A 25697-nucleotide genomic window follows, 5' to 3' on the forward strand; every position below is an offset into this window, starting at 1 on the left:
TGAACCGACATCACCGACCCGGACGCCGCGCACGAGGAGTTAATCGTTACGCGACAGCAATACCCGCATCAGATGCAACGCTTACGACGTCGCAACGCCTAAGTGCCTGATCCAAGGGGACACGCGATGGTGCGAAAGAAGGGACTCGAACCCTTACGCCTTGCGGCGCCAGAACCTAAATCTGGTGCGTCTACCAATTCCGCCACTCTCGCTCGCGAAGGCATTCTAGAGGGCTGGTGACCGTGGGTCCATAAAGACCCTCTCTGCGCAGGGATGGCCCTTCGCGGGCCCGATAAGGAAAAAGGCGCCCAGGTTTCCCTGAGCGCCTTCGCATTGGTGGGCCGTGTAAGATTCGAACTTACGACCAATTGATTAAGAGTCAACTGCTCTACCAACTGAGCTAACGGCCCGTTTGAAACTCGCGTTGTAAGTGGGGTGGACGATGGGACTCGAACCCACGACATCCGGAATCACAATCCGGTACTCTAACCAGCTGAGCTACGCCCACCATAAAACTTCAATTGGCGCGCCCGACAGGAATCGAACCTGCAACCGTCGGCTTAGAAGGCCGATGCTCTATCCGATTGAGCTACAGGCGCAGGCACTGTACGTAGAACGCCAACTGGTCGGGGCAGAGGGATTCGAACCCCCGACATCCAGCTCCCAAAGCTGGCGCTCTACCAGACTGAGCTATACCCCGAAACGTCAAGCACCATCCCGATACTACTGGGGTGAAGCCTTCAAATGTTACGGGTCAAAGCCAAGCCCGTCAATCCGTATGAACACACCACACTTTCAACTACCGCAACCGCCGCGCAAGCGCGATGGCTTTGCTTAAAGATGGTGCGCCCGGAGAGATTCGAACTCCCGACCACCAAGTTCGTAGCCTGGTACTCTATCCAACTGAGCTACGGGCGCACACTTTAAACCGTTGACCCGGAGACTATCGCCATGAGGCGTTAGCGCCGTGTCGAGAAGCGGAATTATTCAGATATCCGGCGCGTGCGTCAACACTTTTTACATCTTTTTTTTCGCGAATCGGTAACAACGCTGTAAACGGCGAGATCGGGGCTAGCGCCATCGCGGCTGAAGCCGCTCCCACAGAGAAGAAAAAGGGCGGCTCGTGGCCGCCCTTTCGTCTTACAGCTGCGTCGCCGGCTTGCCGACCTTGTCGGGCGCGGAGCCCGCGTCGCCACGCGGAGGCGGCGGCGGCGTCGAGCCAGGCTTCTGCCAGTCGGCCGGCGGACCCGGCTCGCGACCGTTCATGATGTCGTCGATCTGGCGCGCGTCGATCGTCTCGTACTGCAGCAGGGCCTCGGCCATCACGTGCAGCTTGTCGATGTTCGTGGTGAGCAGTTCCTTGCTGCGCGCGTACGCGCGGTCGAGGATGGTGCGCACCACTTCGTCGATCTTGCGCGCGGTTTCGTTGGACACGCTCTTGTGCTGCGTGACCGAGCGGCCGATGAAGACCTCGTCTTCCTCCTCGCCGTAGGTGACCGGGCCGAGTTCGTCGGACAGGCCCCACTTCGTGGCCATGTTGCGGGCCATCTTCGTGGCGCGCTCGATGTCGTTCGAGGCGCCCGTGGTGACCTTGTCGTGGCCGAAGATGATCTCTTCCGCCACGCGGCCGCCGTACAGCGAGCACAGCTGCGATTCGATCGCGACCTTGTTCATGCTGTAACGGTCGCCTTCCGGCAGGTACATCGTCACGCCCAGCGCGCGACCGCGCGGGATGATGGTGACCTTGTAGACGGGATCGTGCTCGGGCACGAGACGGCCGATGATCGCGTGGCCGGCCTCGTGGTAGGCGGTGAGACGCTTCTCTTCGTCGTTCATCGCCATCGAACGGCGCTCCGCGCCCATCAGGATCTTGTCGCGCGCGCGATCCATGTGGCTCATGCGCACTTCGCGGGCGTTCTCGCGGGCGGCGAACAGCGCGGCCTCGTTCACGAGGTTGGCGAGGTCGGCGCCCGAGAAGCCCGGCGTGCCGCGCGCGATGGTCATCGCGTCGACGTCGGCCGCGGTGGGCACCTTGCGCATGTGCACCTTGAGGATCTGCTCACGGCCCTTCACGTCCGGCAGGCCGACCACCACCTGGCGGTCGAAGCGGCCCGGACGCAGCAACGCCGGATCGAGCACGTCGGGACGGTTGGTGGCGGCGATGACGATGATGCCCTCGGTGCCCTCGAAGCCGTCCATTTCGACCAGCAGCTGGTTGAGGGTCTGCTCGCGCTCGTCGTGACCGCCGCCCATGCCGGCGCCGCGATGGCGGCCGACGGCGTCGATCTCGTCGATGAAGATGATGCAGGGCGCGTGCTTCTTCGCCTGCTCGAACATGTCGCGCACGCGGCTGGCGCCGACGCCGACGAACATCTCGACGAAGTCGGAACCGGAGATCGAGAAGAACGGCACCTTGGCCTCGCCGGCGATGGCCTTGGCGAGGAGCGTCTTGCCGGTACCGGGCGGGCCGACCATGAGCACGCCGCGCGGGATCTTGCCGCCCAGCTTCTGGAACTTGCCCGGGTCGCGGAGGAATTCGACCAGCTCGCCGACCTCTTCCTTCGCCTCGTCGCAGCCGGCCACATCGCTGAAATTGACCTTGACCTGGTCCTCGCCCTGCAGCTTGGCGCGCGAGCGGCCGAAGCTCATGGCGCCGCGGCCACCCGAGCCCGCCTGCATCTGGCGCATGAACCAGATCAGCACGGCCACGAAGATGATGATGGGCAGCCAGTTGAACAGCAGGCCGATCAGCGAGAAGCCGTTGTCGGCGGGTTCCTGGCGCAGCTCGACGCCCTTGTCGCGCATCGTCTTCACAAGGTCGCTGGTGGACAGGCCCACCACCGGCACCACGGTGCGGTAGGAGCCGCCGTCCTTCAGCTTGCCGGTGATGGTCGGCGGAGCGGTGGAGGTGATGGTGCCGCTGGCGACGTTGCCGTTATCCACCTGCTGGGCGAAGGTCGTGTAGGACATGTCCTGCGACGCCCCGCTGTGCGGGTTGAAGGTCTGGAATACGGTCAGCAGGACCACCGCGATGATCAGCCAGAGCAACAGGTTTTTTGCCATCTCGTTCATGCGCGGTTCTCGCCAGGTTGCCGGGACGCGGACTTCAGTCCGGTCGCCAGCGCATAGACTTCCCGCGAACGCGCGCGGGAGGCCTTCGGTTTACGCATCGTCACGCGACTGAAGTCCGCGCGCAAGTTCTTAAGGTAATCGTCGAAACCCGCCCCCTGGAACAGCTTCACGAGAAATGAACCCCCAGGCTTCAGCCAGTCGAGGCTGAATTGGCGGGCCAGGTCGCAAAGGTCCATGGCGCGGATCTGGTCGGCGAGTGCCACACCGGACATATTGGGGGCCATGTCGGAGAGGACAAGATCGACCTTCTGTCCTTCCAGCTTGCTTTCCAGCTCGTGCAGGACCGATTCCTCGCGGAAATCGCCTTGCATGAAGTCCACGCCGGCCAGCCCCGCCATGGGCAGGATGTCCAGCGCGATCACCTTGCCGGTGTCGCCGAGGCGCTGCCGGGCCAGCTGCGACCAGCCGCCCGGGGCGGCGCCGAGGTCGACGATGGTCATGCCGGGCTTGATCAGGCGATCGCGGTCGATGAGTTCCTCGAGTTTGAATACGGCGCGCGAACGCAGGCCCTCGGCCTGGGCGCGCCTGACGTAAACGTCGTCGAAATGCTCCCGAAGCCAGCGGGAACTGCTCTTGCTGCGTGACATCGGGTGGACCCGCGGAGGAAGTGGGCAAGCCTCGCATGATACCCTTTGCCGCCTATCCGCCGCGAACCGAAACTGAACGCATGCTCTCCCCTACACAGCGCCGCTACCTGCGCAGCCTCGCCCACGACCTCCGCCCCGTCATCCTCCTGGGGAACAAGGGAGCCACCGAGGCCGTCGCCAAGGAGCTGGCCCAGGCCCTCGACATCCACGAGCTGGTGAAAGTGAAGCTCTCCGGGGGCGACAAGGACGAGCGCCAGGAGCAGATCGCCTTCCTCGCCGGCCAGACCGGCGCGGAGACGGTCCAGGAGATCGGCCACGTGGTGGTCCTGTTCCGTCGCAACGAACAGGATCCGAAGCTCGCCCTGCCCCGGTAACCCCCATGGACCTGTCGTTCGAACATCCCGGTGACTACCTGTTCGTGCGCCGCGTCGGCGCCGATACCGTCACCGTGGTCGACCGCGACTTCCGCAAGAGCATCCTGCTCACGCCGCAGGAGGTCGTCGAGGACTGGGAGGTCACGGACGCCTCGCGCCTGACCCTCGCGGACGTCGAGAAGATCGCTGCCCTGAAGCCGGAGCTGGTCCTGCTGGGCACCGGCGAACGCCAGGTGTTTCCGCCGGCCGAGGTGATGGCCGGCTTCCTCCGCCGGGGCATAGGCATCGAAGCCATGACCAACGGATCGGCCGCCCGCACCTACAGCCTGCTGGCGGGCGAGGGACGGCGGGTCCTGGCGGCGTTCATCCTCCCCTGAAGGCATAACCCCATGCGCATTCTTGTCCTTGGCGCCGGCGGCACCGGCGGATACTTCGGCGGACGGCTCGCCCAGGCGGGACTGGACGTGACCTTCCTGGTCCGTCCGGACAGGGCGCGGGTGCTGGAAGCTAAGGGGCTCGTGATCGTCAGTCCGTTCGGCAATGCCACCCTGCGCGTGAAGCACGTCCTCGCCGAGACGGTGGCGGCGGCCGGGCCGTTCGATCTCGTCCTGCTTTCCAGCAAGGCCTACGACCTGCATTCCGCGATCGAGGCCATCGATCCCGCCGTCGGCGAAAACACGGCCGTGCTGCCGGTCCTCAACGGTCTTGCCCACTACCCCGTGCTCGACAGCCGTTTCGGCCCGGAGCGGGTGCTTGGCGGCCTCTGCGTGATCAGCGCGGCCAAGGGGTCGGACGGCGAGATCATCCATTTCGGCAACGGCGCGTCGGTGACCTTCGGCGAGCGCGACGGACAGGAACGCGACGGACGCTGCACCGCCATCGCGGAGGCGTTCGCCGTGGCGAAGGTGGACCACAAGCACTCCGACGACATCCAGCGCGACCTGTGGGCGAAGTTCGCCTTCCTCGCCACGCTGGCGGGAAGCACCTGCCTGTTCCGTGCGAGCGTCGGCGACATCGTCGCCACCGGCGACGGGCGGCAGCTCATCGAGCGCATGTACGAAGAATGCCTGGCCGTGGCTCGCGCCTCCGCCCACCCGGTGCCCGACAACGCGCGTTCCTTTGCCTGGAAAACGCTGACCCAGGAAGGTTCGCCGCTCACAGCCTCGATGCTGCGCGACCTGGAAGCGGGACAGCGGATCGAATCCGACCACATCGTGGGCGACATGCTGCGCCGCGCGCGCGATGCGGGCGTGGCGGCACCGTTGCTGGAAGTGGCGTTCGCGCACCTCCAGGCCTTCGAGATCCGCAAGAAACGCGAAGTGCCTTCCATGTAGGAGCCGCTATAGCGGCGAGAGCGATCCTGCGACCTCGTCGCGAGGTTTCCTCGCCGCTATAGCGGCTCCTACAGTTTGAGCGCGATCAACGGGGCGGCAGGTATTGCAACGGGTCCACCGGGTTGCCGTCGCGGCGGATCTGGAATTGCAGTTCGTCGCGCGTCGCGCCCGTGGAGCCCATCTCGGCCACGCTCTGCCCGGCCTTCACCTTCTCGCCTTCCTTCACGAGGCGCTTGCGGTTGTGACCGTAGGCGGAGAGGAAGCTGTCGCTGTGCTTGATGATGACGAGCTCGCCATAACCCACGAGGCCGTTACCGCTGTAGACCACGACGCCGTCGGCGGCGGCGCGGACGGGATCGCCGGCCTTGCCGCCCACTTCGATGCCGGGAATGGCATCGCCCGATGAGAATTTCTTCAGCAGCACGCCGTCGGCGGGCCAGCGCCAGGCGATGCCACCCACGCTGCGCGTCGCGCCCTTCGCGACGATGGGCGTGGATGCCGGCGGGTTTTCCACGGGCGCGGGGGTGGAAGCGCTGGGTGCCGGCGGCGTCGGAACGAGTGACTCGGCCGGCTGGCCCGCCACCACCACCGGCGTGTTCGTCGTCGTTGCCGGCGCGGGCAGCACGGAAGACGCCGCGGCCGACCCGGTGACGGGGGCGACGCCGGGCTGGCTCGCCGGGCTGGCTGGCGTCGGATGCGGCACGGCGGCGACCGCCGGTGCAGGATGCGACACCGGCGCGCCGGCCCGGACTTCGCGGCCCGGCGGCGAAAGGCGCAGATCCTGGCCGGGCCAGATCGTGTAAGGCGAAGCGATGCCGTTCCAGTTGGCGAGGTCGCGGAAATCCACCTTGTTGCGGAAGGCGATGCTGTAGAGCGTGTCGCCCTTCACCACGCGATAGCTGCCGCCGGGCGGCGGCGTCGGCGTCGCGGGACGGGCCGTTTCGTAACTGCCGGCGCTACGCGTGACGACGACCGAACTGCGTGTGAGGTCGCAACCGGCGAGCACGAGGCTCGCGGCCAGAACGATCGAAACGACGAGCGGACGGTTCACGAGCATCGCGGATCTTCCTTCACGGGCGTTCATCGCACCAGGAACCACCAGGCGGCAAGCAGGACGATGGCTACGATAACAGCCCACCCTATCCACTCGATGTGTTTGCGCAGCATCTGTTCCGCACGTTCGCCGAAGATGCGCACCAGGAGGGCCAGGAGCCAGACACGCTTGCCGCGGCCGATCAGCATGCAGACAAGGAACGGCAACACCGGCACGCCGACGATGCCCGAGGCCCAGGTCACGAACTTCATCGGCACCACGGGCTGCAACGCCGCCATCGCCAGCACGATATAGAGACCCAGCGAATGCGCCTGCATGTCCCGCTGCAGGTTCTCCACGCCTTTCTGGATCGGTGCCAGCAGATGCATCGATTCCAGCAGCGGCTTCAGCGCCTCGTAGGCGAAATGGCCCAGGCCATAGCCGACGAGGGAGCCGAGCAACGAGAAGAGCAGGCTCCAGTTGGCGAAACGGAAGGCCTTGCGCGGTTGGGCCAGCATCATCGGCGCCAGCATCACCTCCGGCATCACCGGGAAGATGAAGGCTTCGACGAAGGAGAGTCCCGCGAGGTAGCGGACCGCATGGCGATGGCGTGCCCAGACGATGGCGCGCTCGTACAGCGATGAGAACATCCGCATTCAGCGGTTTTCCTTATGGTGACGGGTATCCCCAGGCATCAACCGATGCCGCCCAACAGCGGAACGAAGCTCACGGCACCGAGGTCTTCGCGATGGATTTCCCCGTCCTCGCCCTTGCGCATGCGCACCAGCACCTGCTGGCTCGGGCTGCCCACGGGGGCGACCAGCACACCGCCGGGCTTCAGCTGATCGAACAACGCCGCGGGCACGCGATCGCCCGCGGCAGTGAGGATGATGGCGTCGAAAGGCGCATCGGATTCCCAGCCGAGCTTGCCGTCGTCGTGGCGTGAACGCAGGTTCGCGATGCCCAGCTGGCGAAAGCGGCGGCGCGCCTGGCGCAGCAGTTCCTCGATCCGTTCCACGGTGTATACCGTCGGCACGATGCCGGCGAGCACCGCGGCCTGGTAGCCGGACCCGGTGCCGATCTCCAGCACCCGCTCGGGGATGCCGTGCTCGATCAGCGCCTCGGTCATGCGCGCCACGATCCACGGCTGGGAGATGGTCTGGCCATGCCCGATGGGCAGCGCCGTGTTCTCGTAGGCGCGCGAATGCAGCGCCTGGTCGATGAAATGGTGGCGCGGCAGCTGGCGGATCACCTCCAGCACGCGCTCGTCGCGGATGCCTTCTTCCGCGAGCCTGGCGACCAGGCGATCGCGCGCGCGCTGGGAGGTCATTCCCTCGCCGCGCAGGGCCGATGGCGGTAGCGCATGCATGTTCGCCATGTCAGGCCGCCTCCTCGTCGTCCATCGACGCGGACAGCGAAAGCATCCAGCTGCTGACCTTCTCCAGCGCCTGCACGCGCGTGAGGTCGGTATGGATCGGCGTGACCGAGACGCAGCCGCGGCGCACCGCGTCGAAATCCGTGCCGGGGCCGTCGTCCTCGATCTCGCCGGGCGGACCGATCCACCACATGGTGCGGCCTCGTGGATCGGCGCTGCGGATGGCCGGCGCCGAGCGGTGCCGCTTGCCCAGGCGGGTAACCTCGAAACCGCGCAGTTCGTCCCAGGGGAGGTCGGGCACGTTCACGTTGAGGATGGTGTCGGCCGGGAGCGGATCGACGATGAGGCGGCGCATCAGCATCAGGACCGCGCCGGCCGCCGTATCGAAGTGGCGACCGGACGTCTCGTGAGTGACCAGCGACACGGCGATCGCGGGAAGGCCGAGGAAGCGTCCTTCCATCGCGGCGGACACGGTGCCCGAATAGATCACGTCGTCGCCGAGGTTGGCGACGTTGTTGATGCCGGATACGACGATGTCGGTCTCGTGGTCGAGCAGGCCGGAAAGCGCCAGGTGCACGCAGTCGGTGGGCGTACCGGCGACGCGGTACGCACCGTTGTCCAGCCGGTGCACGCGGATAGGCGCATCGAGGGTGAGCGAATTGCTCGCGCCGGAGCGATCGCGATCGGGAGCGACGACCGTCACCGTGCCGAACTCGGCCAGACGCTCGGCCAGCACCTGGATGCCAGGGGCCTCCACGCCGTCGTCGTTGCTAACCAGAACTTGCATGCTGATCCAGATCGAAAAACGGGCGGGGCGACCCCATTTCGAGGGAGCCGCCCGACCGGCCAAGTCTACCGGACCGGGCCGCGGGATTCACGGAATGGCCATGCAGATGCCGCATCGCGGCGGACGCGAAGGCCGCATCGGCCCGGCATCGCTTAGGATGAACACATGACGCGACGTCCCCCGCAGGTACACGACGACGACAGCCGGCTGTTCCGCGAGGCCATCGGCGAGGTGCGCCCTCTTCCGGAGGCCGAGGCGCTGCCCGAGAAACCGCGTCCGGCCCCGCATCCGCACATGCGCGAGGCCGACGAGGCCGCCGTGCCCGCGGATGCCATGCTGTTCGATTACGACCCGGCCGACCTCGAGGTGGGCGAGGAATTGTCGTACCTGCGCGATGGCTACCCGCCCCGACTGTTGAAGCAGCTGAAGCGGGGGCAGTTCAGCATCCAGGCGGAAGTGGACCTGCACCAGATGAACGCGGCGGCGGCGCAGCTCACCATTTCCGAGTTCCTTGCCGAATGCCGGCACGACGGGATCCGTTGCGTGCGGATCATCCATGGCAAGGGCCTGCGCTCGAAGGCCGGCGGCCCCGTGCTGAAAGGGCTGACCGACCGGCTGCTGCGACGGCGTGACGATGTGGTCGCTTTTGCGTCGGCGAGGCCGATGCAGGGTGGGACCGGCGCGGTGATCGTGCTGCTGAAAGGTTGAGGGCACCCTCTGTAGGAGCCGCTATAGCGGCGAGGAAACCTGGCGAAACCGCGGCAAGAGTCCTCGCCGCTATAGCGGCTCCTACACCAGTACCGCGAGCTCGCGGACTACCGTCGTGGCGTAGGCACCCGCCGGCAGGCCGAACGAGACTTCCAGCGCGCCGTCTTCCAGCCAACGCCACGCGAAGTCGCGCGGCTGCAGGCGCAGCGCCCGGCGCTCCTGATCCATGCGCGCATCGGCAAGGCCTTTCGCAAGGTCTTCGTCGCGCAACGCCACTTCGAGCTCCAGCGCTCCAACGGCACCTTCGGCTGGCGTCTCGCCACGGCCCCACAGCGGGCCGGACGGATGGATGTCGAAACGGGCCAGCCTCTCCGCCAGCGCGTCGTCGAACGGCTCCGGCCCGAACCAGGAGCGCGAGCCCTCCAGGGCCCAGATCTCGCCGTCCATCGGCGCATCCCAGGTTCCTCCGGCGACACGTTCCGCGAGCACGCCGTTGAAAATGTGCGAGCGCGCGGCGGAGAGCAGGATCGAGCGCTTGTCGCGATCCACGCGTCGCCCGCCGAACATCGCCCGTGCCTGCGCCACGTTGCCGCCGCCGAGGCCGAAGCGCTGCTCGCCGAAATAGTTGGGCACGCCGCGCGCCGCGATGCCGGCGAGGCGAGCTTCCGCCTCCGCGCGGTCGCCCTCGACCTCGCGCAGCACGAGCACGAAGCGGTTCCCACGCAGCGCGCCGCGCTTGAGCTTGCGCGAATGCCGGCCCAGCGAATGGATGGAGACGTCGGCGTGCGGAAACGTCGACCAGTCCGGATCGGCCTTGCCCGGCAACTGCACCGTGAAGGCCTGCCGCGTCACGGCGTGCCTGTCCTTCATGCCCGCGTACCCGACGTTCATCGGTGCCGTGCCGGCGAACTTCGCCAGCTCGCGCGCCACCCAGTCGGTGTTCGTGCCGCGTTTTTCGACGACGAGGAACGCGTGTTCACCGGCACCGTCCGGTTCGTACCCGAGAACCTCCTCGACGAAGAAATCCTCGGGCGCCGCGCGCAGGCGTGCGCGCAGCGGCGGTGTACCGAAGGCAAAAGGAAGTTCTGAGTCGTTCATGGAACTCCGGATCAAGACGTTCCTACAAGAGGAACACGGTGGCGAGACCGAGGAAGATGAAGAAACCTCCGCTGTCGGTCATCGCCGTGATGAGCACGCTGGAACCCAGCGCGGGATCGCGCCCGAGTTTCGTCATCAGCATGGGAATGCCCACGCCCATGAAGGCGGCGAGCAAAAGGTTGAGCGTCATCGCGGCGGTCATCACCAGGCCCAGCGACACACTCCCGTAGAGCAGCCACGCGACGATGCCGATTGCACCGCCCCAGACGATGCCGTTGACCAGGGCGACGCCCAGCTCCTTGCGCCAGAGGCGCCGTGCCTGCGACACGCCGACCTGTTCCAGCGCCATGGCGCGGACGATCATCGTGATCGTCTGGTTGCCCGAATTGCCGCCGATGCCGGCCACGATGGGCATGAGCGCCGCCAGGGCCACCAGTTTCTCGATGGAATGCTCGAACAGCCCGATGACTCGCGAGGCGATGAAGGCCGTCACGAGATTGATCGCCAGCCACGCCCAGCGGTTGTGCACGGACTTCCAGACGGAGGCGAAGATGTCTTCTTCCTCGCGCAGACCGCCGCGCGACAGCGCCTCGGTTTCGCTCTCCTCGCGGATGAAGTCCAGCATCGCGTCGACGGCGATGCGGCCGATGAGCCGCTGCTGCGCGTCGACGACGGGCGCGGTCACCAGGTCGTAGCGCTCGAAGGCCTGGGCCACGTCGTAGGCGTCGTCCTCCGGGCGGAAGGTGTTCACGTCCGGCGCCATGATCTCGCGGACCATCTTCTCCGGCGGGTTCACCAGCAGCCAGTGCAGCGGCAGCACGCCGGTGAGCACGTTCTCGGCGTTCACGACGAACAGCTTGTCGGTCTGCGCGGGGAGTTCGTCGAAACGGCGCAGGTAGCGCAGCACCACCTCGAGGCTGATGTCCTCGCGGATGGTGACCATGTCGAAGTCCATCAGCGCGCCGACCTGGTCGTCCTCGTAGGACATCGCGGCCTGCACGCGCTCGCGCTCCTGCGCGTCGAGGCTGGCCATCAACTCCGGCAGCACCTCGGTGGGCAGGTCGTCGACGAGGTCGGCCAGCTCGTCCGCGTCCAGCGGTTCGACGGCCGCGAGGATCTCGCGATCGTCCATGTCCGCGATCAGCGACTCGCGGACGGAATCGGAGACTTCCAGCAGGATGTCGCCGTCGCGGTCCGAGCGCACGCGCTGCCAGACGGCGAGGCGATCCTCCAGCGGAAGGGATTCCAGCACGTCGGCCAGGTCGGCCGGATGCAGTTCGTCGAGTCGCGCCTGCAATTCCGCGTCGGCGGCTTCGAGCGCGGCTTCGTCGCCACCCGGCACGGCACCGGCGAAGGCCAGCAGGTCTTCCCTGCGACGCAGGAGGTCGGTGATGGCTTCCAGCCTGTCGTGCAGGCGGGGGGTGGACGCGCGCGGCTCGGCTTCGCTCATGCGCGCAGCACCAGGACCGTGGCCAGCGCCGCGATGCCTTCGCGGCGGCCGGCAAAACCTAGCGTTTCGGTCGTGGTCGCCTTGATGCTGATGCGATCCACGTCCACGCCGAGGTCGGCGGCGACGATCTCGCGCATGGCGGCGGCATGCGGGCCGACCTTCGGCGCCTCGCAGATCACCGTCATGTCGGCGTTGCCAAGCACGTAACCGCGTTCGCGGAGCATGCCGGCCACCGCGCGCACGAAGCTGCGGCTGTCCGCATCGCGCCACTTTTCGTCGGAGGGCGGAAAATGCTTGCCGATGTCGCCCAGGGCGAGGGCGCCCAGCAAGGCGTCGCACAGCGCGTGCAGCACCACGTCGCCATCCGAATGGGCGAGCACGCCATGCGTGTGCGGCACGCGCACGCCGCCCAGCATCACATGGTCGCCCTCGCCGAAGGCGTGGACGTCGAATCCCTGTCCGATACGCATTACCTGGTCTTCTCCAGCAGGAATTCCGCCAGCGCGAAGTCCGCGGGCGTGGTCACCTTGATGTTGTCTTCCGAACCTTCCACCAGCAAGGGGGTCACGCCCTGCCGTTCCATCGCCATCGCCTCGTCGCTGACCACGATACCCGCCTCCGCGGCAAGGCGAAGTGCACGGATCAGCGCCCCGCGCCGGAACATCTGCGGCGTAAATGCCCGCCAGCGACCCTCGCGCGGTTCGGTGTCGATGCTGTGACAGCCGGCGTCCGCGCGCTTCAGGGTGTCGCGCAGGGGCGCGCCCAGGAGGCCGCCTTCGCCTTGGCCCGCCCGCTCGATAAGGCGGGCGATGTCGACGGCCCGCACGCAGGGGCGAGCGGCGTCGTGGACGAGCACGAAATCCTCGTCGCGGACGGACGGCGGCAAGGCCAGGAGCCCGGCCAGCACGGAATCGCTCCGCTCCCCGCCGCCGACGGTCACCAGCAGCGGCTTGCCGCCGATGCGGTCCACCGCGGCGAAATGACGGTCGTCGGCGGCGATCGCCACCACCAGCCCGGCGATCGACGGGTGCGCGGCGAGGCGCTCGAGCGTGTGGTCGAGCATCGGACGCCCCGCGATGGGCTGGTATTGCTTCGGCCGGTCGCCCCCTGCGCGGACGCCCTTACCGGCGGCCGGCAGGACACACCACAGCGCGTCCATCACTGGCCGCCGGGAGTGATGGGCGGCGGCGGCGGCGCGCTGGTGGCAACCCCCGGCTCGACCACCTGGTAGAAGGTTTCGCCGGGCTTGATCAGGCCCAGTTCCTGCCGGGCGCGCGCCTCGGTGGCCTGTTCGCCGTGTTTCAGGTCTTCCACGTCCGCGGCCAGCGCCTGGTTGCGCTTCTGCAGTCCCGCGTTCTCCTCGGTCTGCTTCCTGACCGACTCGCGCAGCGAATCGACCTCGGCCATGCCCCCACCGCCGACCCACAGCTTCAGCTGCAGCGCGATGAGGACGATGACGAGGATCAGACCGACCCAGCGCAGGATGGCCGCGTTGCTCAAGGCGAGACTCAGCCAGGCAGCTTGGACAGGTTCGGGAAGGCGGCGCGGCCGGCGTACTTCGCCTTCGCGCCGAGGGCTTCCTCGATGCGCAGCAACTGGTTGTACTTGGCCACGCGATCGGTGCGGCAGAGTGAACCGGTCTTGATCTGCGTCGCCGTGGTGGCGACGGCGATGTCGGAGATCGTGGTGTCCTCGGTTTCGCCCGAACGATGCGAGACGATGGCGGCGTACTTCGCGCGATCGGCCATGGCGATGGCTTCCAGCGTTTCGGTCAGCGTGCCGATCTGGTTGACCTTGATGAGGATCGCGTTGGCGATCTTCTTCTCGATGCCCTCGGCGAAGATCTTCGGGTTGGTCACGAAGAGGTCGTCGCCGACCAGCTGGATGCTTTCGCCGATGGCCTTGGTGAGGTGGGCCCAGCCGGCCCAGTCGCCTTCGGCCATGCCGTCCTCGATCGTCACGATCGGATACTGCTTCGCCCACGAAGCCAGCGTGTCCACCCACTGTTCCGGCGTGAAGACCTTGCCCTCGCCTTCGAGGTCGTACTTGCCGTCCTTGAAGAACTCCGAGCTGGCCACGTCGAGGCCGAGCAGGATGTCGCTGCCGACCTTGTAACCGGCCTTGTTCACGGCTTCGAGGATGGTGTCCAGCGCCTCGACGTTGGACTTGAGGTTCGGCGCGAAGCCGCCCTCGTCGCCCACCGCCGTGTTGAGGCCGCGGCCCTTCAGCACGGACTTCAGCGCGTGGAAGATCTCGGCGCCGTAGCGCAGCGCCTCGGCGAAGGTCGGCGCGCCCACCGGCAGCACCATGAACTCCTGCACGTCGACATTGTTGTCGGCATGCGCGCCGCCGTTGATGATGTTCATCATCGGCACGGGCAGCGAGCCGCCGCCATCGACCATCAGGTACTGCCAGAGCGCCTGCTTGCGCGAGGCGGCCACGGCGTGGGCGGCGGCCATCGAGACGCCCAGCAGCGCGTTCGCGCCCAGCTTGCCCTTGTTGTCGGTGCCGTCGAGCGCGATCAGCGTCGTGTCCAGGCCCTTCTGGTCGGCGGCGTCGAAACCGGACAGCGCTTTCGCGATCGTGGTGTTCACGTTCGCCACCGCAGTCTTCACGCCCTTGCCGCCGTAGCGGCCCTTGTCGCCGTCGCGGAGTTCCACGGCCTCGCGGGTGCCGGTGGACGCGCCGCTCGGCACGGCCGCGCGGCCGAACGAGCCGTCGGCCAGGGTCACCTCGGCTTCGAGGGTCGGGTTGCCGCGCGAATCGAGGATCTCGCGGGCGTGGATGGTGGTGATGGACGTGGTCATGCGCTTCCCGTTACGAGTTGGAATGACTGAAGAAGGTGCCGACGAGCACGAGGCCCACGGTACCGACGAGGATGAGTGCGTTCAGGCCGAACCCGATCGCGCCGAACGTGCGGCGGCGATCCTGGCGGCGCAGGGCGATGAGGCCGAGTACGAGCCCTACCAGCGAGAGCGCCAGGAAGGCGCACATCACGAGGCCGACGAGGCCGAACACGGCCACATGCGCCTCGGGATCGCCGGAGGCGACGATGAGCGCGGAGAAGACGATGGAAGCCAGGACGACGAGGCCGGAGACGAGCGCGATGACGAACGAGGCGATGCCGTGACCCGACTGCGGCATCCGCGCCGCATGCGGGCGCGGCTCGCCGGCATCGTGGATCCCGTTGTCGTCAGTCATCCAGTCGGCCTCCCCGCGCGCATTCCGTCAATCATACCGTTCCGGAGGAACGATCAGGCGTGATTTGCGAACCCGCGGCGCTTCACGGCCTGGTCGAGTTCCATCAGCGTCTCGAGCAGTTCTTCCATCTGGTCGAGCGGCCAGGCGTTCGGACCGTCGCTCAGCGCCTTCGCCGGCTCGGGATGGGTCTCGGCGAAGAGACCCGCCACGCCCACGGCCACCGCCGCGCGGGCCAGCACCGGCACGAACTCGCGCTGGCCGCCGGAGCTGGTGCCCTGGCCGCCCGGCAGCTGCACCGAATGCGTGGCATCGAACACCACGGGGCAGCCCGTCTCACGCATGACCGCGAGCGAGCGCATGTCGGACACGAGGTTGTTGTAACCGAAGCTCGCGCCGCGTTCGCAGACCAGGATGTCGTGGTTGCCCACGTCGAAGGCCTTCTGCACCACGTTTTTCATGTCCCACGGGGCGAGGAACTGGCCTTTCTTGATGTTCACCGGCTTGCCGGCGCGAGCCACGTTCTGGATGAAATCGGTCTGGCGGGCGAGGAACGCCGGGGTCTGCAGCACGTCGACGACGGCGGCGACTTCGTTCATGGGCGTGTATTCGTGCACGTCGGTCAGCACCGGCACGTCGATCTGCTTCTTCACGGCATCCAGCACCTTCAGGCCCTCTTCCATGCCCGGCCCGCGGAAGCTGGAGCCGGAGGAACGGTTGGCCTTGTCGAAGCTGGACTTGAAGATGAAGTTGATGCCCAGGCGACCGGTGATCTCCTTGAGCTTGCCGGCGACGTCGAGCTGCAACTGCATCGACTCGATCACGCAGGGGCCGGCGATCAGGAACAGCGGCTGGTCGAGACCAGCCTCGAAACCACAAAGCTTCATGCAGCGGACTCCTCGGAGCGGACGGCGAGCCTCTCGCCATCGCGGACGGCCTTGTACTCGCGCGCGGCGCGGACGAAGCCGATGAACAACGGATGGCCCTCGCGCGGCGTGGAGGTGAATTCCGGATGCGCCTGGCAACCGAGGTACCACGGATGGACCTCGCGCGGCAGTTCGACGATCTCCACCAGCAGGTCGTCCATCGACTTGCCGGAGATGACGAGGCCGAGGTCCTCGAAGGACTGGCGGTAACGGTTGTTGAACTCGTAGCGGTGGCGATGACGCTCGCGCACCACCTCTTCGCCGTAAAGCTCGCGCGCCAGCGTGCCGGCTTTCAGGCGGCATTCCTGGGCGCCGAGACGCATGGTGCCGCCGAGGTCGGAACGCTCGGTGCGCACTTCGGTTTCGCCGGTGGCGGTGGTCCACTCGGTGATCAGCGCGATCACCGGATCGGGGGTGTTGCGGTCGTTCTCGCTGGAATCGGCCTGCGGCAGGCCGGCGATGTTGCGCGCGAACTCCACCACCGCGGCGTGCATGCCGTAGCAGATGCCGAAGTAAGGCACGCCGGTCTCGCGGGCGAACTGGGCGGCGAGGATCTTGCCCTCGAAGCCGCGCTTGCCGAAGCCGCCGGGGACGAGGATGGCGTCGGCGTCGCCGAGCACCGCGCGCGGGCCGCGCGCTTCGACGTCTTCCGAATCCACCCAGCGCAGGTTCACGCGCGTGGACTGCTTGATGCCGCCGTGCCGCAGCGCCTCGCCCAGCGACTTGTAGGCGTCCTTGTGCTCCACGTACTTGCCGACGATCGCCACGGTGACCTCGTCGCGCGGATGCTCCACGGCCTCGACCGTGCGCTCCCAGCTGGACAGGTCGGCCGGACCGGCGTCGAGGCCGAGGCGGCGGATCACCAGGTCGTCGAGGCCCTGCTCGTGCAGCCACATCGGCAGCTTGTAGATGACGTCGACGTCGATCGTGCTGATGACGGCGTTCTTCGGCACGTTGGTGAACAACGCGATCTTGTGGCGCTCGCCGTCCGGCAGCGGCTCTTCGCAGCGGCACAGCAGCACGTCCGGCTGGATACCGATGGAGCGAAGTTCCTTCACCGAGTGCTGGGTGGGCTTGGTCTTGATCTCGCCCGCCGCCTTGATGAACGGCACCAGGGTGAGGTGCACGAACATGCACTTCTCCGGGCCATGCTCGATGCGCAGCTGGCGGATGGCCTCGAGGAAGGGCAACGACTCGATGTCGCCCACCGTGCCGCCGATTTCCACCAGGGCCACGTCGAAGCCGCGGGTGGCCTCGTGGATGGAATGCTTGATCTCGTCGGTGATGTGCGGGATCACCTGCACCGTGGCGCCGAGGTAATCGCCGCGGCGCTCCTTGCGGATCACGGATTCGTAGATCTTGCCGGCGGTGATCGAATTCTTGCCGGTCAGGCGCGTGCGCACGAAGCGCTCGTAATGGCCCAAATCCAGGTCGGTTTCGGCACCGTCGTCCGTGACGTACACCTCGCCATGCTGGAAGGGGCTCATGGTGCCCGGATCCACGTTAATGTACGGATCGAGCTTCATCATGGTCACGGAGAGACCACGCGCCTCGAGGATGGAGGCAAGCGACGCCGCTGCGATGCCTTTCCCGAGGGAAGACACCACACCGCCGGTGACGAAAATCAGGGGAGTCATGCGAGCAGCCAGTGCTGGAAATTTGTATTTTACCTAAGCGAAGCCCGGCTCGCGAGTGGGACCTGAACGGCTCCTACAGGGGGGCGTTTCGGTACCATGCCCGAATGAGCACCCCCGACCTCCCCGCCCGTCTCCAGGCCCTCCGCGCCGCCATGGCCCGCGAAGGCGTCGCCGCCGTCGTCGTCCCCTCGGCCGATCCGCACCTGTCCGAGTACCTGCCCCCGCGCTGGCAGGCCCGCGAATGGTTTTCCGGCTTCACCGGCTCCGCCGGCACCCTGGTGGTCACCGCCACGGGCGGCGGCCTGTGGACCGACTCCCGCTATTTCTCGCAGGCCGAGGCCGAGCTTGCCGGCAGCGGGCTGCCGCTGATGAAACTCAACGTGGCGCACACTCCCGAGCATGTGGCCTGGCTGGCCGGCCAGTTGGGCGACGGCGACGTGGTGGCCGTCGCGGGCGACAGCCTTTCGGTGTCCGGCGCCGAAGGCCTCGCCCGGCGGCTGCAGGACAGCGGCGCCCGCCTGCGCACGGACCTCGACCTGCCGGGCCTGGCCTGGACCGGCCGTCCCGCCCGTCCGGCCGCCCCCGTGTTCGCCCACGCCGCCCCCTTCGCCACGGTCGAGCGCGCCGACAAGCTGCGCCACGTGCGCACATCGATGCGCCGGGCCGGCGCCACGCATCACCTGTTGTCGAGCCTCGACGACATCGCCTGGCTGACGAACCTGCGCGGCGCGGACGTCGACTACAACCCGGTTTTCCTCGCCCATCTGCTCGTCGGCGAGACCGCGGCCACGCTCTTCGTCGACGGTGCCAAGGTACCTGCCGGCGTGAAGGCCGCGCTGGCCGCCGACGGTATTTCGCTGGCGGACTACGCCACCACGGCCTCCGCCATCGCCGCCCTGCCCGACGACGCCGTGCTGATGTACGACGCCGGCCGGGTGGTGGTGGCGCTGCTCGAAGGCCTGCCCGCCGCGGTGAAGCAGGTCCGTGCGCCGAACCCCTCCACCGCCCAGAAGGCGCGCAAGACGCCGGAGGAGCTGGACCACATCCGCGACGTGATGCGCCGCGACGGCGCGGCGCTGGCCAAGGCCTTCCGCCGCATCGAGACCGGACTCGCCGCCGGCGAGCCGCTGACCGAGCTGGACGTGGACACCCTCGTCCGCGAGGCCCGCGCCGCCCAGGCCGGGTTCGTCGGGGAGAGCTTCTCCACCATCGCCGGCTACCAGGCCAACGGCGCCCTGCCGCATTACCGGGCCACGCCATCCGGCTTCAGTCCGCTGGCGGCGAAGGGACTGCTCCTGGTGGATTCCGGTGGCCAATACATGGGCGGTACCACCGACATCACCCGCGTGCTGGCGCTCGGGCCGGTCACGGACGAGCAGCGCCGCGATTCGACGCTGGTGCTGAAAGGGATGATCGCGCTGTCCCGGGCACGCTTCCCGAAGGGTGCCAGCGGCCCGCAGCTCGACGCCCTGGCCCGTGCGCCCCTCTGGGCCGCCGGCATCGACTTCGGCCACGGCACCGGCCATGGCGTGGGCTACTTCCTCAATGTGCACGAGGGCCCCCACGGCATCCGCCCGCCGGTAGCCGGCGGCGCACTGGTGCCGCTCGAGACCGGCATGATCACATCGATCGAGCCGGGCCTGTACAAGCCAGGCCGCTACGGCATCCGTCACGAGAACCTGGCCGTGGTCACCCAGGCGGACAGCACCGAATTCGGCGAATTCTTCGCCTTCGAGACGCTCACCCTCTGCCCGTTCGACCGGCGCGGCCTGGAGCCGCGCCTGCTCGAGCCCTCGGAACGGGCCTGGCTGGACGATTACCACGCCACGGTGCGCGCGGCGCTGTCGCCGCTGCTGGACGGCGCGGACCGCGAATGGCTCGAATGGCACTGCGCGCCGCTGTGATCTTTGACGCCACTGCAACCCTGTAGGAGCCGCTATAGCGGCGAGGGCAATCTGCCTCGCCGCTTTATTGCTTCGTTGGCTTCTCGCCGCTATAGCGGCTCCTACAAGGTTCCTACGGGTCTCGGTTCCTGATACGGCCGTCCTCCAGGCTTGACCGCCCCGGCACCCTCGCCCCATCCTGCCCGGCTATGAACGAGCACCGCGCCCAATGAACACTCGCTACAACGCCTCAGACATCGAAGTCCTCAGCGGCCTTGACCCGGTCAAGCGCCGTCCCGGCATGTACACGGATACCTCGCGCCCGAACCACCTGGCGCAGGAAGTCATCGACAACTCCGTCGACGAGGCCCTGGCGGGACATGCGAAGACCATCGACGTCGTCGTCTTCAACGACGGCTCGGTCGAAGTCACGGACGACGGTCGCGGCATGCCGGTGGATATCCATCCGGAAGAGAAGGTGCCTGGTGTCGAACTGATCCTGACGCGCCTGCATGCGGGCGGCAAGTTCTCGAACAAGAACTACGCGTTCTCCGGCGGCCTGCACGGCGTGGGCGTGTCGGTGGTGAACGCGCTGTCCACGCGCGTGGACGTGACCATCCGCCGCGACGGCCAGGAATACCGGATGGGCTTCGCCAACGGCGACCGCGCCAGCGAGCTGGAGGTGATCGGCAGCGTGCCGAAGAAGAAGACCGGTACCACGCTGCGCTTCTGGCCCGATCCGAAGTACTTCGACACGCCGAAGATCCTGGTGTCCAGGCTCAAGCACCTCCTGCGTGCGAAAGCCGTGCTCTGCGCGGGCCTCACCGTGCGCCTGGTGGAGGAAGGCGGCGAAACCAGCGAGTGGTACTACGAGGACGGCCTGCCCGACTACCTGCGCGGCGAACTGCAAGGCGCCGAGGCGCTGCCGGCCGAACTGTTCGTGAAGCACTTCGCGCGCGATACCGACGCGCTCGACGTCGCCCTCGCCTGGCTGCCGGAAGGCGAACTGGTGCAGGAGAGTTACGTCAACCTGATTCCCACCGCGCAGGGCGGCACGCACGTGAACGGCCTGCGCTCGGGCCTCACCAACGCCATCCGCGAATTCTGCGACCTGCGCAACCTCCTGCCGCGCGGCGTGAAGCTGGCACCCGAAGATGTATGGGAGCGCCTCGCGTTCGTGCTCAGCATCAAGCTGCAGGACGCCCAGTTCGCGGGCCAGACCAAGGAACGCCTGTCGTCGCGCAATGCCGCCGGCGTCGTCGAAGGCGTGGTGCACGACGCCTTCAGCCTCTGGCTCAACCAGCATGTGGACCTCGGCGAGCGGATCGCCCAGCTCGCGATCGAGCGCGCCAGCGCGCGCCTCAAGGCCGCGAAGCAGGTGGTCCGGAAGAAGATCACCCAGGGTCCCGCACTGCCCGGCAAGCTCGCCGACTGCGCGGCCACCGACCTGACCCGCACCGAACTCTTCCTCGTCGAGGGCGATTCGGCGGGCGGTTCGGCCAAGCAGGCGCGCGACAAGGACTTCCAGGCCATCCTTCCGCTGCGCGGCAAGATCCTCAACACGTGGGAGGTCGAATCCGGTGCCGTGCTCGGCTCCCAGGAAGTGCACGACCTGGCCGTGGCGATCGGCTGCGATCCGGGCAAGGACGATCTCTCCGGCCTGCGCTACGGCAAGGTCGTGATCCTCGCCGACGCCGATTCGGACGGCCTGCACATCGCCACCCTGCTCTCCGCGCTGTTCCTTCGCCACTTCCCGGCGCTGGTCCGCGAGGGCCACGTCTTCGTGGCCATGCCGCCGCTGTTCCGCGTGGACGTGGGCAAGCAGGTGTTCTACTGCCTCGACGAGGAAGAAAAGCGCCTGATGCTGGAAAAGGTGGAGCGCGAGAAGATGAAGGGCGCCGTGAGCGTCACGCGCTTCAAGGGCCTCGGCGAGATGAACCCGGCGCAGCTGCGCGAATCCACCATCCACCCGGACACACGCCGCCTGGTCCAGCTCACGGTCGAAACCGACGACGGCACGCAGAAGCTGATGGACATGCTCCTGGCGAAGAAGCGCGCGGGCGACCGCAAGCAGTGGCTCGAGGACAAGGGCGACCTCGCGACGCTGGAAGTTTGATTGTCGCTCGCTGTAGGAGCCGCTATAGCGGCGAGGGAAATCTTGCGATCGTGTCGCGAGGTTTCCTCGCCGCTATAGCGGCTCCTACATTTCCTTAGCGACGGTCGCGAATAGCGCTTATCAAGCTGCGCGTGGCGCCATCGAACTGCGCCAGGTCGCCGGCGTCCTTGTCGTTCGCCAGCGACGGATAGATCTGCTTCGCGATCACCTTGCCCAGTTCCACGCCCCACTGGTCGAACGCGTTGATGCCCCACAGGTGGCCGAGCATGAACACCTTGTGCTCGTACAGGGCGATCAGCGCACCCAGCGAACGCGGGGTGAGCGAGTCGAGCATGAAGACGGTGCTCGGGCGATCGCCCTTGAACGTACGCTGCGCGGCGAGCGCGCGACGCTCCGCGTCGGTGCCGGTCTTCGCCTCGGCCAGCGCCTCGTCGAAGGTCTTGCCCAGCGAGAGCGCCGCGGCCTGCGCCAGCAGGTTGGACAGCAGCACGTCGTGGTTCTCGCGCAGCGGGTGCGCCGGCTTCACCAGGCCGATGAATTCCAGCGGCACGGTGTCGGTGCCCTGGTGCAGCGCCTGGAAGTACGCATGTTGCGCATTGGTACCGATGCTGCCCCAGACGACGGGCACCGTGGGCTGGCGCACTTCGCTGCCATCGTCCGGATGCACGTGCTTGCCCAGGCTCTCCATTTCCAGCTGCTGGAGATAGGAGGGAAGATCGGCCAGCGAATCGACGTAGGGCACCACCGCACGGCTGCTGCGGCCAAGGATGTTGCGGTTCCAGACCTCGGCGATGGTGAGCAGCACCGGAAGGTTGTCCTGCCATTCGGCCGTGCGGAAGTGATCGTCGGCTTCGGCGGCACCGGCGAGCAGTTCGCGGAAACCGTTCATGCCGATGGCGAACGCGATCGAGGCACCCACCGCCGACCACAGCGAGAAGCGGCCACCGACGTAATCCCACATCGGGAGCACCTGCGAGGCACCCCACTTCCGCACCGCCTCGACATTGGAACTCACGGCGATGAAGTGCTTCGCCGTCTTCGCCTCGTCGCCGTTGTTGGCCTTCAGGATCCAGTTGCGGAAGACGCCGCCGTTGAGGAGGGTCTCCTGCGTGTTGAAGCTCTTGGACACCAGGATGACCAGCGTATGCGCCGGGTCGAGCGTCTTCATCAGGTCCGTCGCGGCCTGGCCGTCGACGTTCGTCAGGAAGTGGCTGGCGATGCCCTTGACGTGGAACTGTTCCAGCGCATGCACGGCCAGGCGCGGGCCGAGGTCGGAGCCGCCGATGCCGATGTTCACCACGTCGGTGACGCCGCCGATCAGGCCGACCGACTCGCCCTCGCCCTTGTGCACGGCATTGACGATGGTTTCCATCCTGTCCAGCGCATCGGCCACTTCCTTGCGGACGTCCGCCGGCGCCGCGGGATGGCGCGACGCACCACCGCGCAGGGCCGTGTGCAGCACCGCGCGATCTTCGGAAGTGTTGATGTGCTTGCCCTCGAACATCGCGTCGCGGGCGGCCTTCCAGCCCGTGCCTTCGATGTAGGCGCCGACGGCGTCAAGGGCGGCGATGTCGAGCTTCTGCCGCGACACGTCGAGAAGGATGGGACCCATGCGCTTGCGCAGGCGCTCGCCGCGGGCGTCGTCTTGTACGAGGGTGCGCAGATGGGTCCCGGCGAGGCGGGAGGCGTGCTCCTCGAACGAGGGCAACGGTGCGTGCTTTGATTCCATGGCTTCCACTTGGCTGCAACGGACGGGAAGCGACGATCTTACCGCAGTGCAGCGTAAGTGGATTGTATGGATGCCGCGCGAGCGGCAGGCGGATCAGGCCGCCTGCTTCGGGATCGAATGGTTCGTGTGCGTGATGCGGTTGTCCGCGTCCACGTAGACGAGGTCCGGCTGGTACTTGGCCAGCTCCGCTTCGGACAGACCCACGAACGCCGCGATGATCAGCAGGTCGCCGGGAGACACGCGGCGCGCCGCGCTGCCGTTCACCGAAATGATGCCCGACCCCTCTTCCGCGCGCAGCGCGTACGTGACGAAGCGTTCGCCGTTGTTGATGTTCCAGGCGTGGATCTGCTCGTACTCGCGCATGCCGGCGGCATCCAGCAGGTTGCCGTCGATGGCGATCGAACCTTCGTAGTTCAGCTCGGCGTGAGTCACCGTGGCGCGGTGGATCTTGCACTTGAGCATGTTGAGGTGCATGGCGGTCTCTGGGGGCTCGTTATTGCAAAAACGCCCATTCTAACGGAGGGTCGCCCGTCCGTCGCGTGGGCTTCCTCTGTTGGTGCGCTTTATGGGGGACCGCGCGATGAAACGCAAGTCCCCGTTCGTGAAGCGTTTCAGTCGAACGGCAGGTTGTCGATGAGGCGGGTACCGCCGAGGCGGGCCGCCACAAGGGCGATCAGGCCATCCCGCTCGTCGGGACCCGGCTCGCCCAGGTCCTCGGCGCGGCGAATGGCCACGTAGTCCGGTACGAAGCCAGCCCGTTCCAGGCGCGCCCGGGCCGCCGTCTCCAGGGCCTGCCAGGCATGGCCCTGGCGAAACAGGTCGCGCATCTGCTGGAGGGTGGCGTGGATCGTCGGGGCCCTCGCCCGCTCCTGGGCCGACAGGTACTGGTTCCGCGAGCTCATGGCCAGGCCGTCCTCGTCGCGCAGGGTGGGCGCGGACATGACCTTCACCGGCAGGGACAGATCGCGGACCATCCGCTCGATGACCTTGAGCTGCTGGAAGTCCTTCTGGCCGAACACGGCGAGGTCGGGCTGGACCAGGCTGAACAGCTTGGCGACCACGGTGGCCACGCCGTCGAAATGACCCGGCCGGTGGGCACCTTCCAGCGTATCGGTGATCACCGGCACGTGGATGCTCACGCTGGCGGCGGCACCGAAGGGATACATCGTGGCGACATCGGGGGCGAACAGGATGTCGCAGCCAGCCTCGGCGAGGCCGGCCTGGTCCTGCGCCAGGGTGCGCGGATAGCGCTCGAAGTCCTCGCCCGGGCCGAACTGGGTCGGATTGACGAAGACGCTCGCGACCACGCGGTCGGCACGCGCCCGGGCCAGCTTCAGCAGCGAGTGGTGGCCCGCGTGCAGGTTGCCCATGGTCGGCACGAAGCCGACGGTCTGGCCGGCGGTGCGCCAGCCCCGGATCGCGGCTCGAAGCGCGGCGGCATCGGTGACGGTCTGCATGGCGATGCCCTCAGGTGAAGCTGTGTTCGATGCCCGGGAAGCGCTTCTCGCGCACGTCCTCGGCATAGGCGCCGATGGCGGCCTGGATGGAATCGCGGCCCGAGAGGAAGTCCTTCGAGAACCGGGGTCGCTTGCCGGGGGTCAGGCCGAGCATGTCGTAGACCACCAGCACCTGGCCGTCGCAGTCAACGCCCGCGCCGATGCCGATCGTGGGAATGGAAAGCGCCGCCGTGATCCGCGCCGCCAGCGCGGCGGGCACGCATTCGAGCACCAGCAGGTCGGCGCCGGCGGCCTCGACGGCTTTCGCCTCGGCGAACAGCCGCTCGGCCGCTTCCTCGGTCTTGCCTTGCACCTTGTAGCCGCCGAAGCGATTCACCGACTGCGGGGTGAGGCCGAGGTGGGCGCAGACGGGGATGTCCCGCTCCGCCAGGGCGGCGATCACCTCGCAGATCCGCCCGGCGCCCTCGATCTTAACCATCGCCGCACCGCCCTGGGCGACCAGCCGCGCCGCGGCCTCCATCGCCGACGGCACGTCGCGGTCGCTCATGAACGGAAGGTCGGCCACCAGCAGGGTCGACGAAAGCCCCCGGGCCACCGCCGCCGTGTGATAGACCATCTCGTCGACCGTGACCGGCAGCGTACTCGTCCGGCCCTGCACCACCATGCCCAGGGAGTCGCCGACCAGGGCCACATCGACCCCCGCGGACTCCAGTTGCGCGGCAAAACTCGCGTCGTAGGCGGTGAGCATCACGATCTTCCGGCCTTCGGCTTTCATCGCCTTCAGACCCGGCACGGTCACCGGCTTGCGCGCCGGCGCACTCGTTTTTTCGACGTACACGCTCTGTCGCCTCATGGGTGGAAACGGGAATTGTC

General features: G+C 67.3%; 25 protein-coding genes and 6 tRNA genes. 6 read left to right on the forward strand and 25 right to left on the reverse strand.

The window, feature by feature from the left end:
• Positions 1-127: 127 nt before the first annotated feature.
• The 8 genes from HBF32_RS06765 to rlmE form a co-directional block, all read right to left on the reverse strand.
• A tRNA-Leu gene (locus HBF32_RS06765) sits at positions 128-212 on the reverse strand.
• Between the two features lie 122 nt (positions 213-334).
• Positions 335-410, reverse strand: a tRNA-Lys gene (locus HBF32_RS06770).
• 21 nt (positions 411-431) lie between these two features.
• Positions 432-508: transfer RNA gene (locus HBF32_RS06775), tRNA-His, on the reverse strand.
• A 14-nt stretch (positions 509-522) separates the two neighbouring features.
• Positions 523-599: transfer RNA gene (locus HBF32_RS06780), tRNA-Arg, on the reverse strand.
• A gap of 24 nt (positions 600-623) precedes the next feature.
• Positions 624-700: transfer RNA gene (locus tag HBF32_RS06785), tRNA-Pro, on the reverse strand.
• A gap of 141 nt (positions 701-841) precedes the next feature.
• Positions 842-918 (reverse strand) — tRNA-Arg (locus HBF32_RS06790).
• Between the two features lie 222 nt (positions 919-1140).
• Positions 1141-3072, reverse strand: a complete 1932-nt coding sequence (gene ftsH, locus HBF32_RS06795; RefSeq protein ID WP_193570332.1) for an ATP-dependent zinc metalloprotease FtsH — start codon at positions 3070-3072, stop codon at positions 1141-1143.
• Positions 3069-3719: a 23S rRNA (uridine(2552)-2'-O)-methyltransferase RlmE gene (gene rlmE, locus HBF32_RS06800; protein ID WP_166698933.1), complete on the reverse strand. Its 651-nt coding sequence runs from the start codon at positions 3717-3719 to the stop codon at positions 3069-3071. The genes ftsH and rlmE overlap by 4 nt, the downstream gene beginning before the upstream one ends.
• A gap of 80 nt (positions 3720-3799) precedes the next feature.
• Here rlmE and yhbY point away from each other — a divergent pair, with 80 nt between their 5' ends.
• The 3 genes from yhbY to panE are packed head-to-tail and all read left to right on the forward strand — an operon-like array spanning position 3800 to position 5427.
• Positions 3800-4093 (forward strand): ribosome assembly RNA-binding protein YhbY, encoded by a 294-nt coding sequence (gene yhbY / locus HBF32_RS06805; protein ID WP_166698934.1) that lies wholly within the window; start codon positions 3800-3802, stop codon positions 4091-4093.
• A gap of 5 nt (positions 4094-4098) precedes the next feature.
• Positions 4099-4470, forward strand: coding sequence for an Mth938-like domain-containing protein (locus HBF32_RS06810; RefSeq protein WP_166698935.1), 372 nt, complete (start codon positions 4099-4101; stop codon positions 4468-4470).
• Between the two features lie 12 nt (positions 4471-4482).
• Entirely contained in the window at positions 4483-5427 is a 945-nt protein-coding gene (gene panE, locus HBF32_RS06815; protein WP_166698936.1) for a 2-dehydropantoate 2-reductase, read from the forward strand.
• Positions 5428-5512: 85 nt separating this feature from the next.
• Here panE and HBF32_RS06820 read toward each other — a convergent pair whose 3' ends face one another.
• The 4 genes from HBF32_RS06820 to surE are packed head-to-tail and all read right to left on the reverse strand — an operon-like array spanning position 5513 to position 8622.
• Positions 5513-6484, reverse strand: a complete 972-nt coding sequence (locus HBF32_RS06820) for a peptidoglycan DD-metalloendopeptidase family protein (protein ID WP_166698937.1) — start codon at positions 6482-6484, stop codon at positions 5513-5515.
• Positions 6485-6507: 23 nt separating this feature from the next.
• Positions 6508-7116 carry a YqaA family protein gene (locus HBF32_RS06825; RefSeq protein WP_166698938.1) on the reverse strand — a complete coding sequence of 203 codons (609 nt, stop codon included), beginning with the start codon at positions 7114-7116 and terminating at the stop codon, positions 6508-6510.
• A 38-nt stretch (positions 7117-7154) separates the two neighbouring features.
• The gene (locus HBF32_RS06830) at positions 7155-7838 is read right to left on the reverse strand and encodes a protein-L-isoaspartate(D-aspartate) O-methyltransferase (RefSeq protein ID WP_425482185.1); all 684 of its coding nucleotides are present in this window, start codon (positions 7836-7838) and stop codon (positions 7155-7157) included.
• A 1-nt stretch (position 7839) separates the two neighbouring features.
• Positions 7840-8622 carry a 5'/3'-nucleotidase SurE gene (gene surE, locus HBF32_RS06835; RefSeq protein ID WP_166698939.1) on the reverse strand — a complete coding sequence of 261 codons (783 nt, stop codon included), beginning with the start codon at positions 8620-8622 and terminating at the stop codon, positions 7840-7842.
• A 165-nt stretch (positions 8623-8787) separates the two neighbouring features.
• On the opposite strand from surE, the gene HBF32_RS06840 reads away from it, so the two are divergent.
• A complete protein-coding gene (locus tag HBF32_RS06840; RefSeq protein ID WP_166698940.1) occupies positions 8788-9330 on the forward strand; it encodes a Smr/MutS family protein in 543 nt (180 codons plus the stop codon).
• 81 nt (positions 9331-9411) lie between these two features.
• Here the strand turns inward: HBF32_RS06840 and truD are convergent, their stop codons facing one another.
• Genes truD through pyrG form a run of 9 tightly spaced genes read right to left on the reverse strand, consistent with a single transcriptional unit; the run spans position 9412 to position 17639 of the window.
• Complete coding sequence (gene truD, locus HBF32_RS06845; RefSeq protein ID WP_166698941.1) at positions 9412-10428, reverse strand: tRNA pseudouridine(13) synthase TruD; 1017 nt, start codon at positions 10426-10428, stop codon at positions 9412-9414.
• Positions 10429-10450: 22 nt separating this feature from the next.
• Positions 10451-11878, reverse strand: coding sequence for a magnesium transporter (gene mgtE, locus HBF32_RS06850; protein WP_166698942.1), 1428 nt, complete (start codon positions 11876-11878; stop codon positions 10451-10453).
• On the reverse strand, positions 11875-12348 hold the full coding sequence (gene ispF / locus HBF32_RS06855) for a 2-C-methyl-D-erythritol 2,4-cyclodiphosphate synthase (protein WP_166698943.1): 474 nt from the start codon (positions 12346-12348) through the stop codon (positions 11875-11877). The genes mgtE and ispF overlap by 4 nt, the downstream gene beginning before the upstream one ends.
• On the reverse strand, positions 12348-13037 hold the full coding sequence (gene ispD, locus HBF32_RS06860) for a 2-C-methyl-D-erythritol 4-phosphate cytidylyltransferase (protein ID WP_166698944.1): 690 nt from the start codon (positions 13035-13037) through the stop codon (positions 12348-12350). Before ispD ends, ispF begins: the two co-directional genes overlap by 1 nt.
• Entirely contained in the window at positions 13037-13363 is a 327-nt protein-coding gene (ftsB, locus tag HBF32_RS06865; protein ID WP_166700457.1) for a cell division protein FtsB, read from the reverse strand. Before ftsB ends, ispD begins: the two co-directional genes overlap by 1 nt.
• A gap of 23 nt (positions 13364-13386) precedes the next feature.
• Positions 13387-14685, reverse strand: coding sequence for a phosphopyruvate hydratase (gene eno / locus HBF32_RS06870; RefSeq protein WP_166698945.1), 1299 nt, complete (start codon positions 14683-14685; stop codon positions 13387-13389).
• Between the two features lie 10 nt (positions 14686-14695).
• Positions 14696-15079: a hypothetical protein gene (locus HBF32_RS06875; protein ID WP_166698946.1), complete on the reverse strand. Its 384-nt coding sequence runs from the start codon at positions 15077-15079 to the stop codon at positions 14696-14698.
• Positions 15080-15132: 53 nt separating this feature from the next.
• Positions 15133-15963, reverse strand: coding sequence for a 3-deoxy-8-phosphooctulonate synthase (kdsA, locus tag HBF32_RS06880; protein WP_166698947.1), 831 nt, complete (start codon positions 15961-15963; stop codon positions 15133-15135).
• The gene (gene pyrG, locus HBF32_RS06885) at positions 15960-17639 is read right to left on the reverse strand and encodes a CTP synthase (protein ID WP_166698948.1); all 1680 of its coding nucleotides are present in this window, start codon (positions 17637-17639) and stop codon (positions 15960-15962) included. Before pyrG ends, kdsA begins: the two co-directional genes overlap by 4 nt.
• Before the next feature lie 104 nt (positions 17640-17743).
• On the opposite strand from pyrG, the gene HBF32_RS06890 reads away from it, so the two are divergent.
• Positions 17744-19543: an aminopeptidase P family protein gene (locus HBF32_RS06890; protein WP_166698949.1), complete on the forward strand. Its 1800-nt coding sequence runs from the start codon at positions 17744-17746 to the stop codon at positions 19541-19543.
• 208 nt (positions 19544-19751) lie between these two features.
• Positions 19752-21638, forward strand: coding sequence for a DNA topoisomerase IV subunit B (gene parE / locus HBF32_RS06895; protein WP_166698950.1), 1887 nt, complete (start codon positions 19752-19754; stop codon positions 21636-21638).
• 94 nt (positions 21639-21732) lie between these two features.
• Here the strand turns inward: parE and pgi are convergent, their stop codons facing one another.
• The 4 genes from pgi to panB all read right to left on the reverse strand — a co-directional run bounded on the left by pgi (position 21733) and on the right by panB (position 25662).
• Positions 21733-23367, reverse strand: coding sequence for a glucose-6-phosphate isomerase (gene pgi, locus HBF32_RS06900; RefSeq protein WP_166698951.1), 1635 nt, complete (start codon positions 23365-23367; stop codon positions 21733-21735).
• Between the two features lie 93 nt (positions 23368-23460).
• On the reverse strand, positions 23461-23841 hold the full coding sequence (gene panD, locus HBF32_RS06905; RefSeq protein WP_166698952.1) for an aspartate 1-decarboxylase: 381 nt from the start codon (positions 23839-23841) through the stop codon (positions 23461-23463).
• 137 nt (positions 23842-23978) lie between these two features.
• Positions 23979-24824 carry a pantoate--beta-alanine ligase gene (gene panC, locus HBF32_RS06910; RefSeq protein WP_166698953.1) on the reverse strand — a complete coding sequence of 282 codons (846 nt, stop codon included), beginning with the start codon at positions 24822-24824 and terminating at the stop codon, positions 23979-23981.
• A gap of 10 nt (positions 24825-24834) precedes the next feature.
• On the reverse strand, positions 24835-25662 hold the full coding sequence (gene panB / locus HBF32_RS06915) for a 3-methyl-2-oxobutanoate hydroxymethyltransferase (RefSeq protein WP_166698954.1): 828 nt from the start codon (positions 25660-25662) through the stop codon (positions 24835-24837).
• Positions 25663-25697: the final 35 nt, after the last annotated feature.

This window comes from Luteibacter yeojuensis (assembly GCF_011742875.1).
Lineage (GTDB): Bacteria > Pseudomonadota > Gammaproteobacteria > Xanthomonadales > Rhodanobacteraceae > Luteibacter > Luteibacter yeojuensis.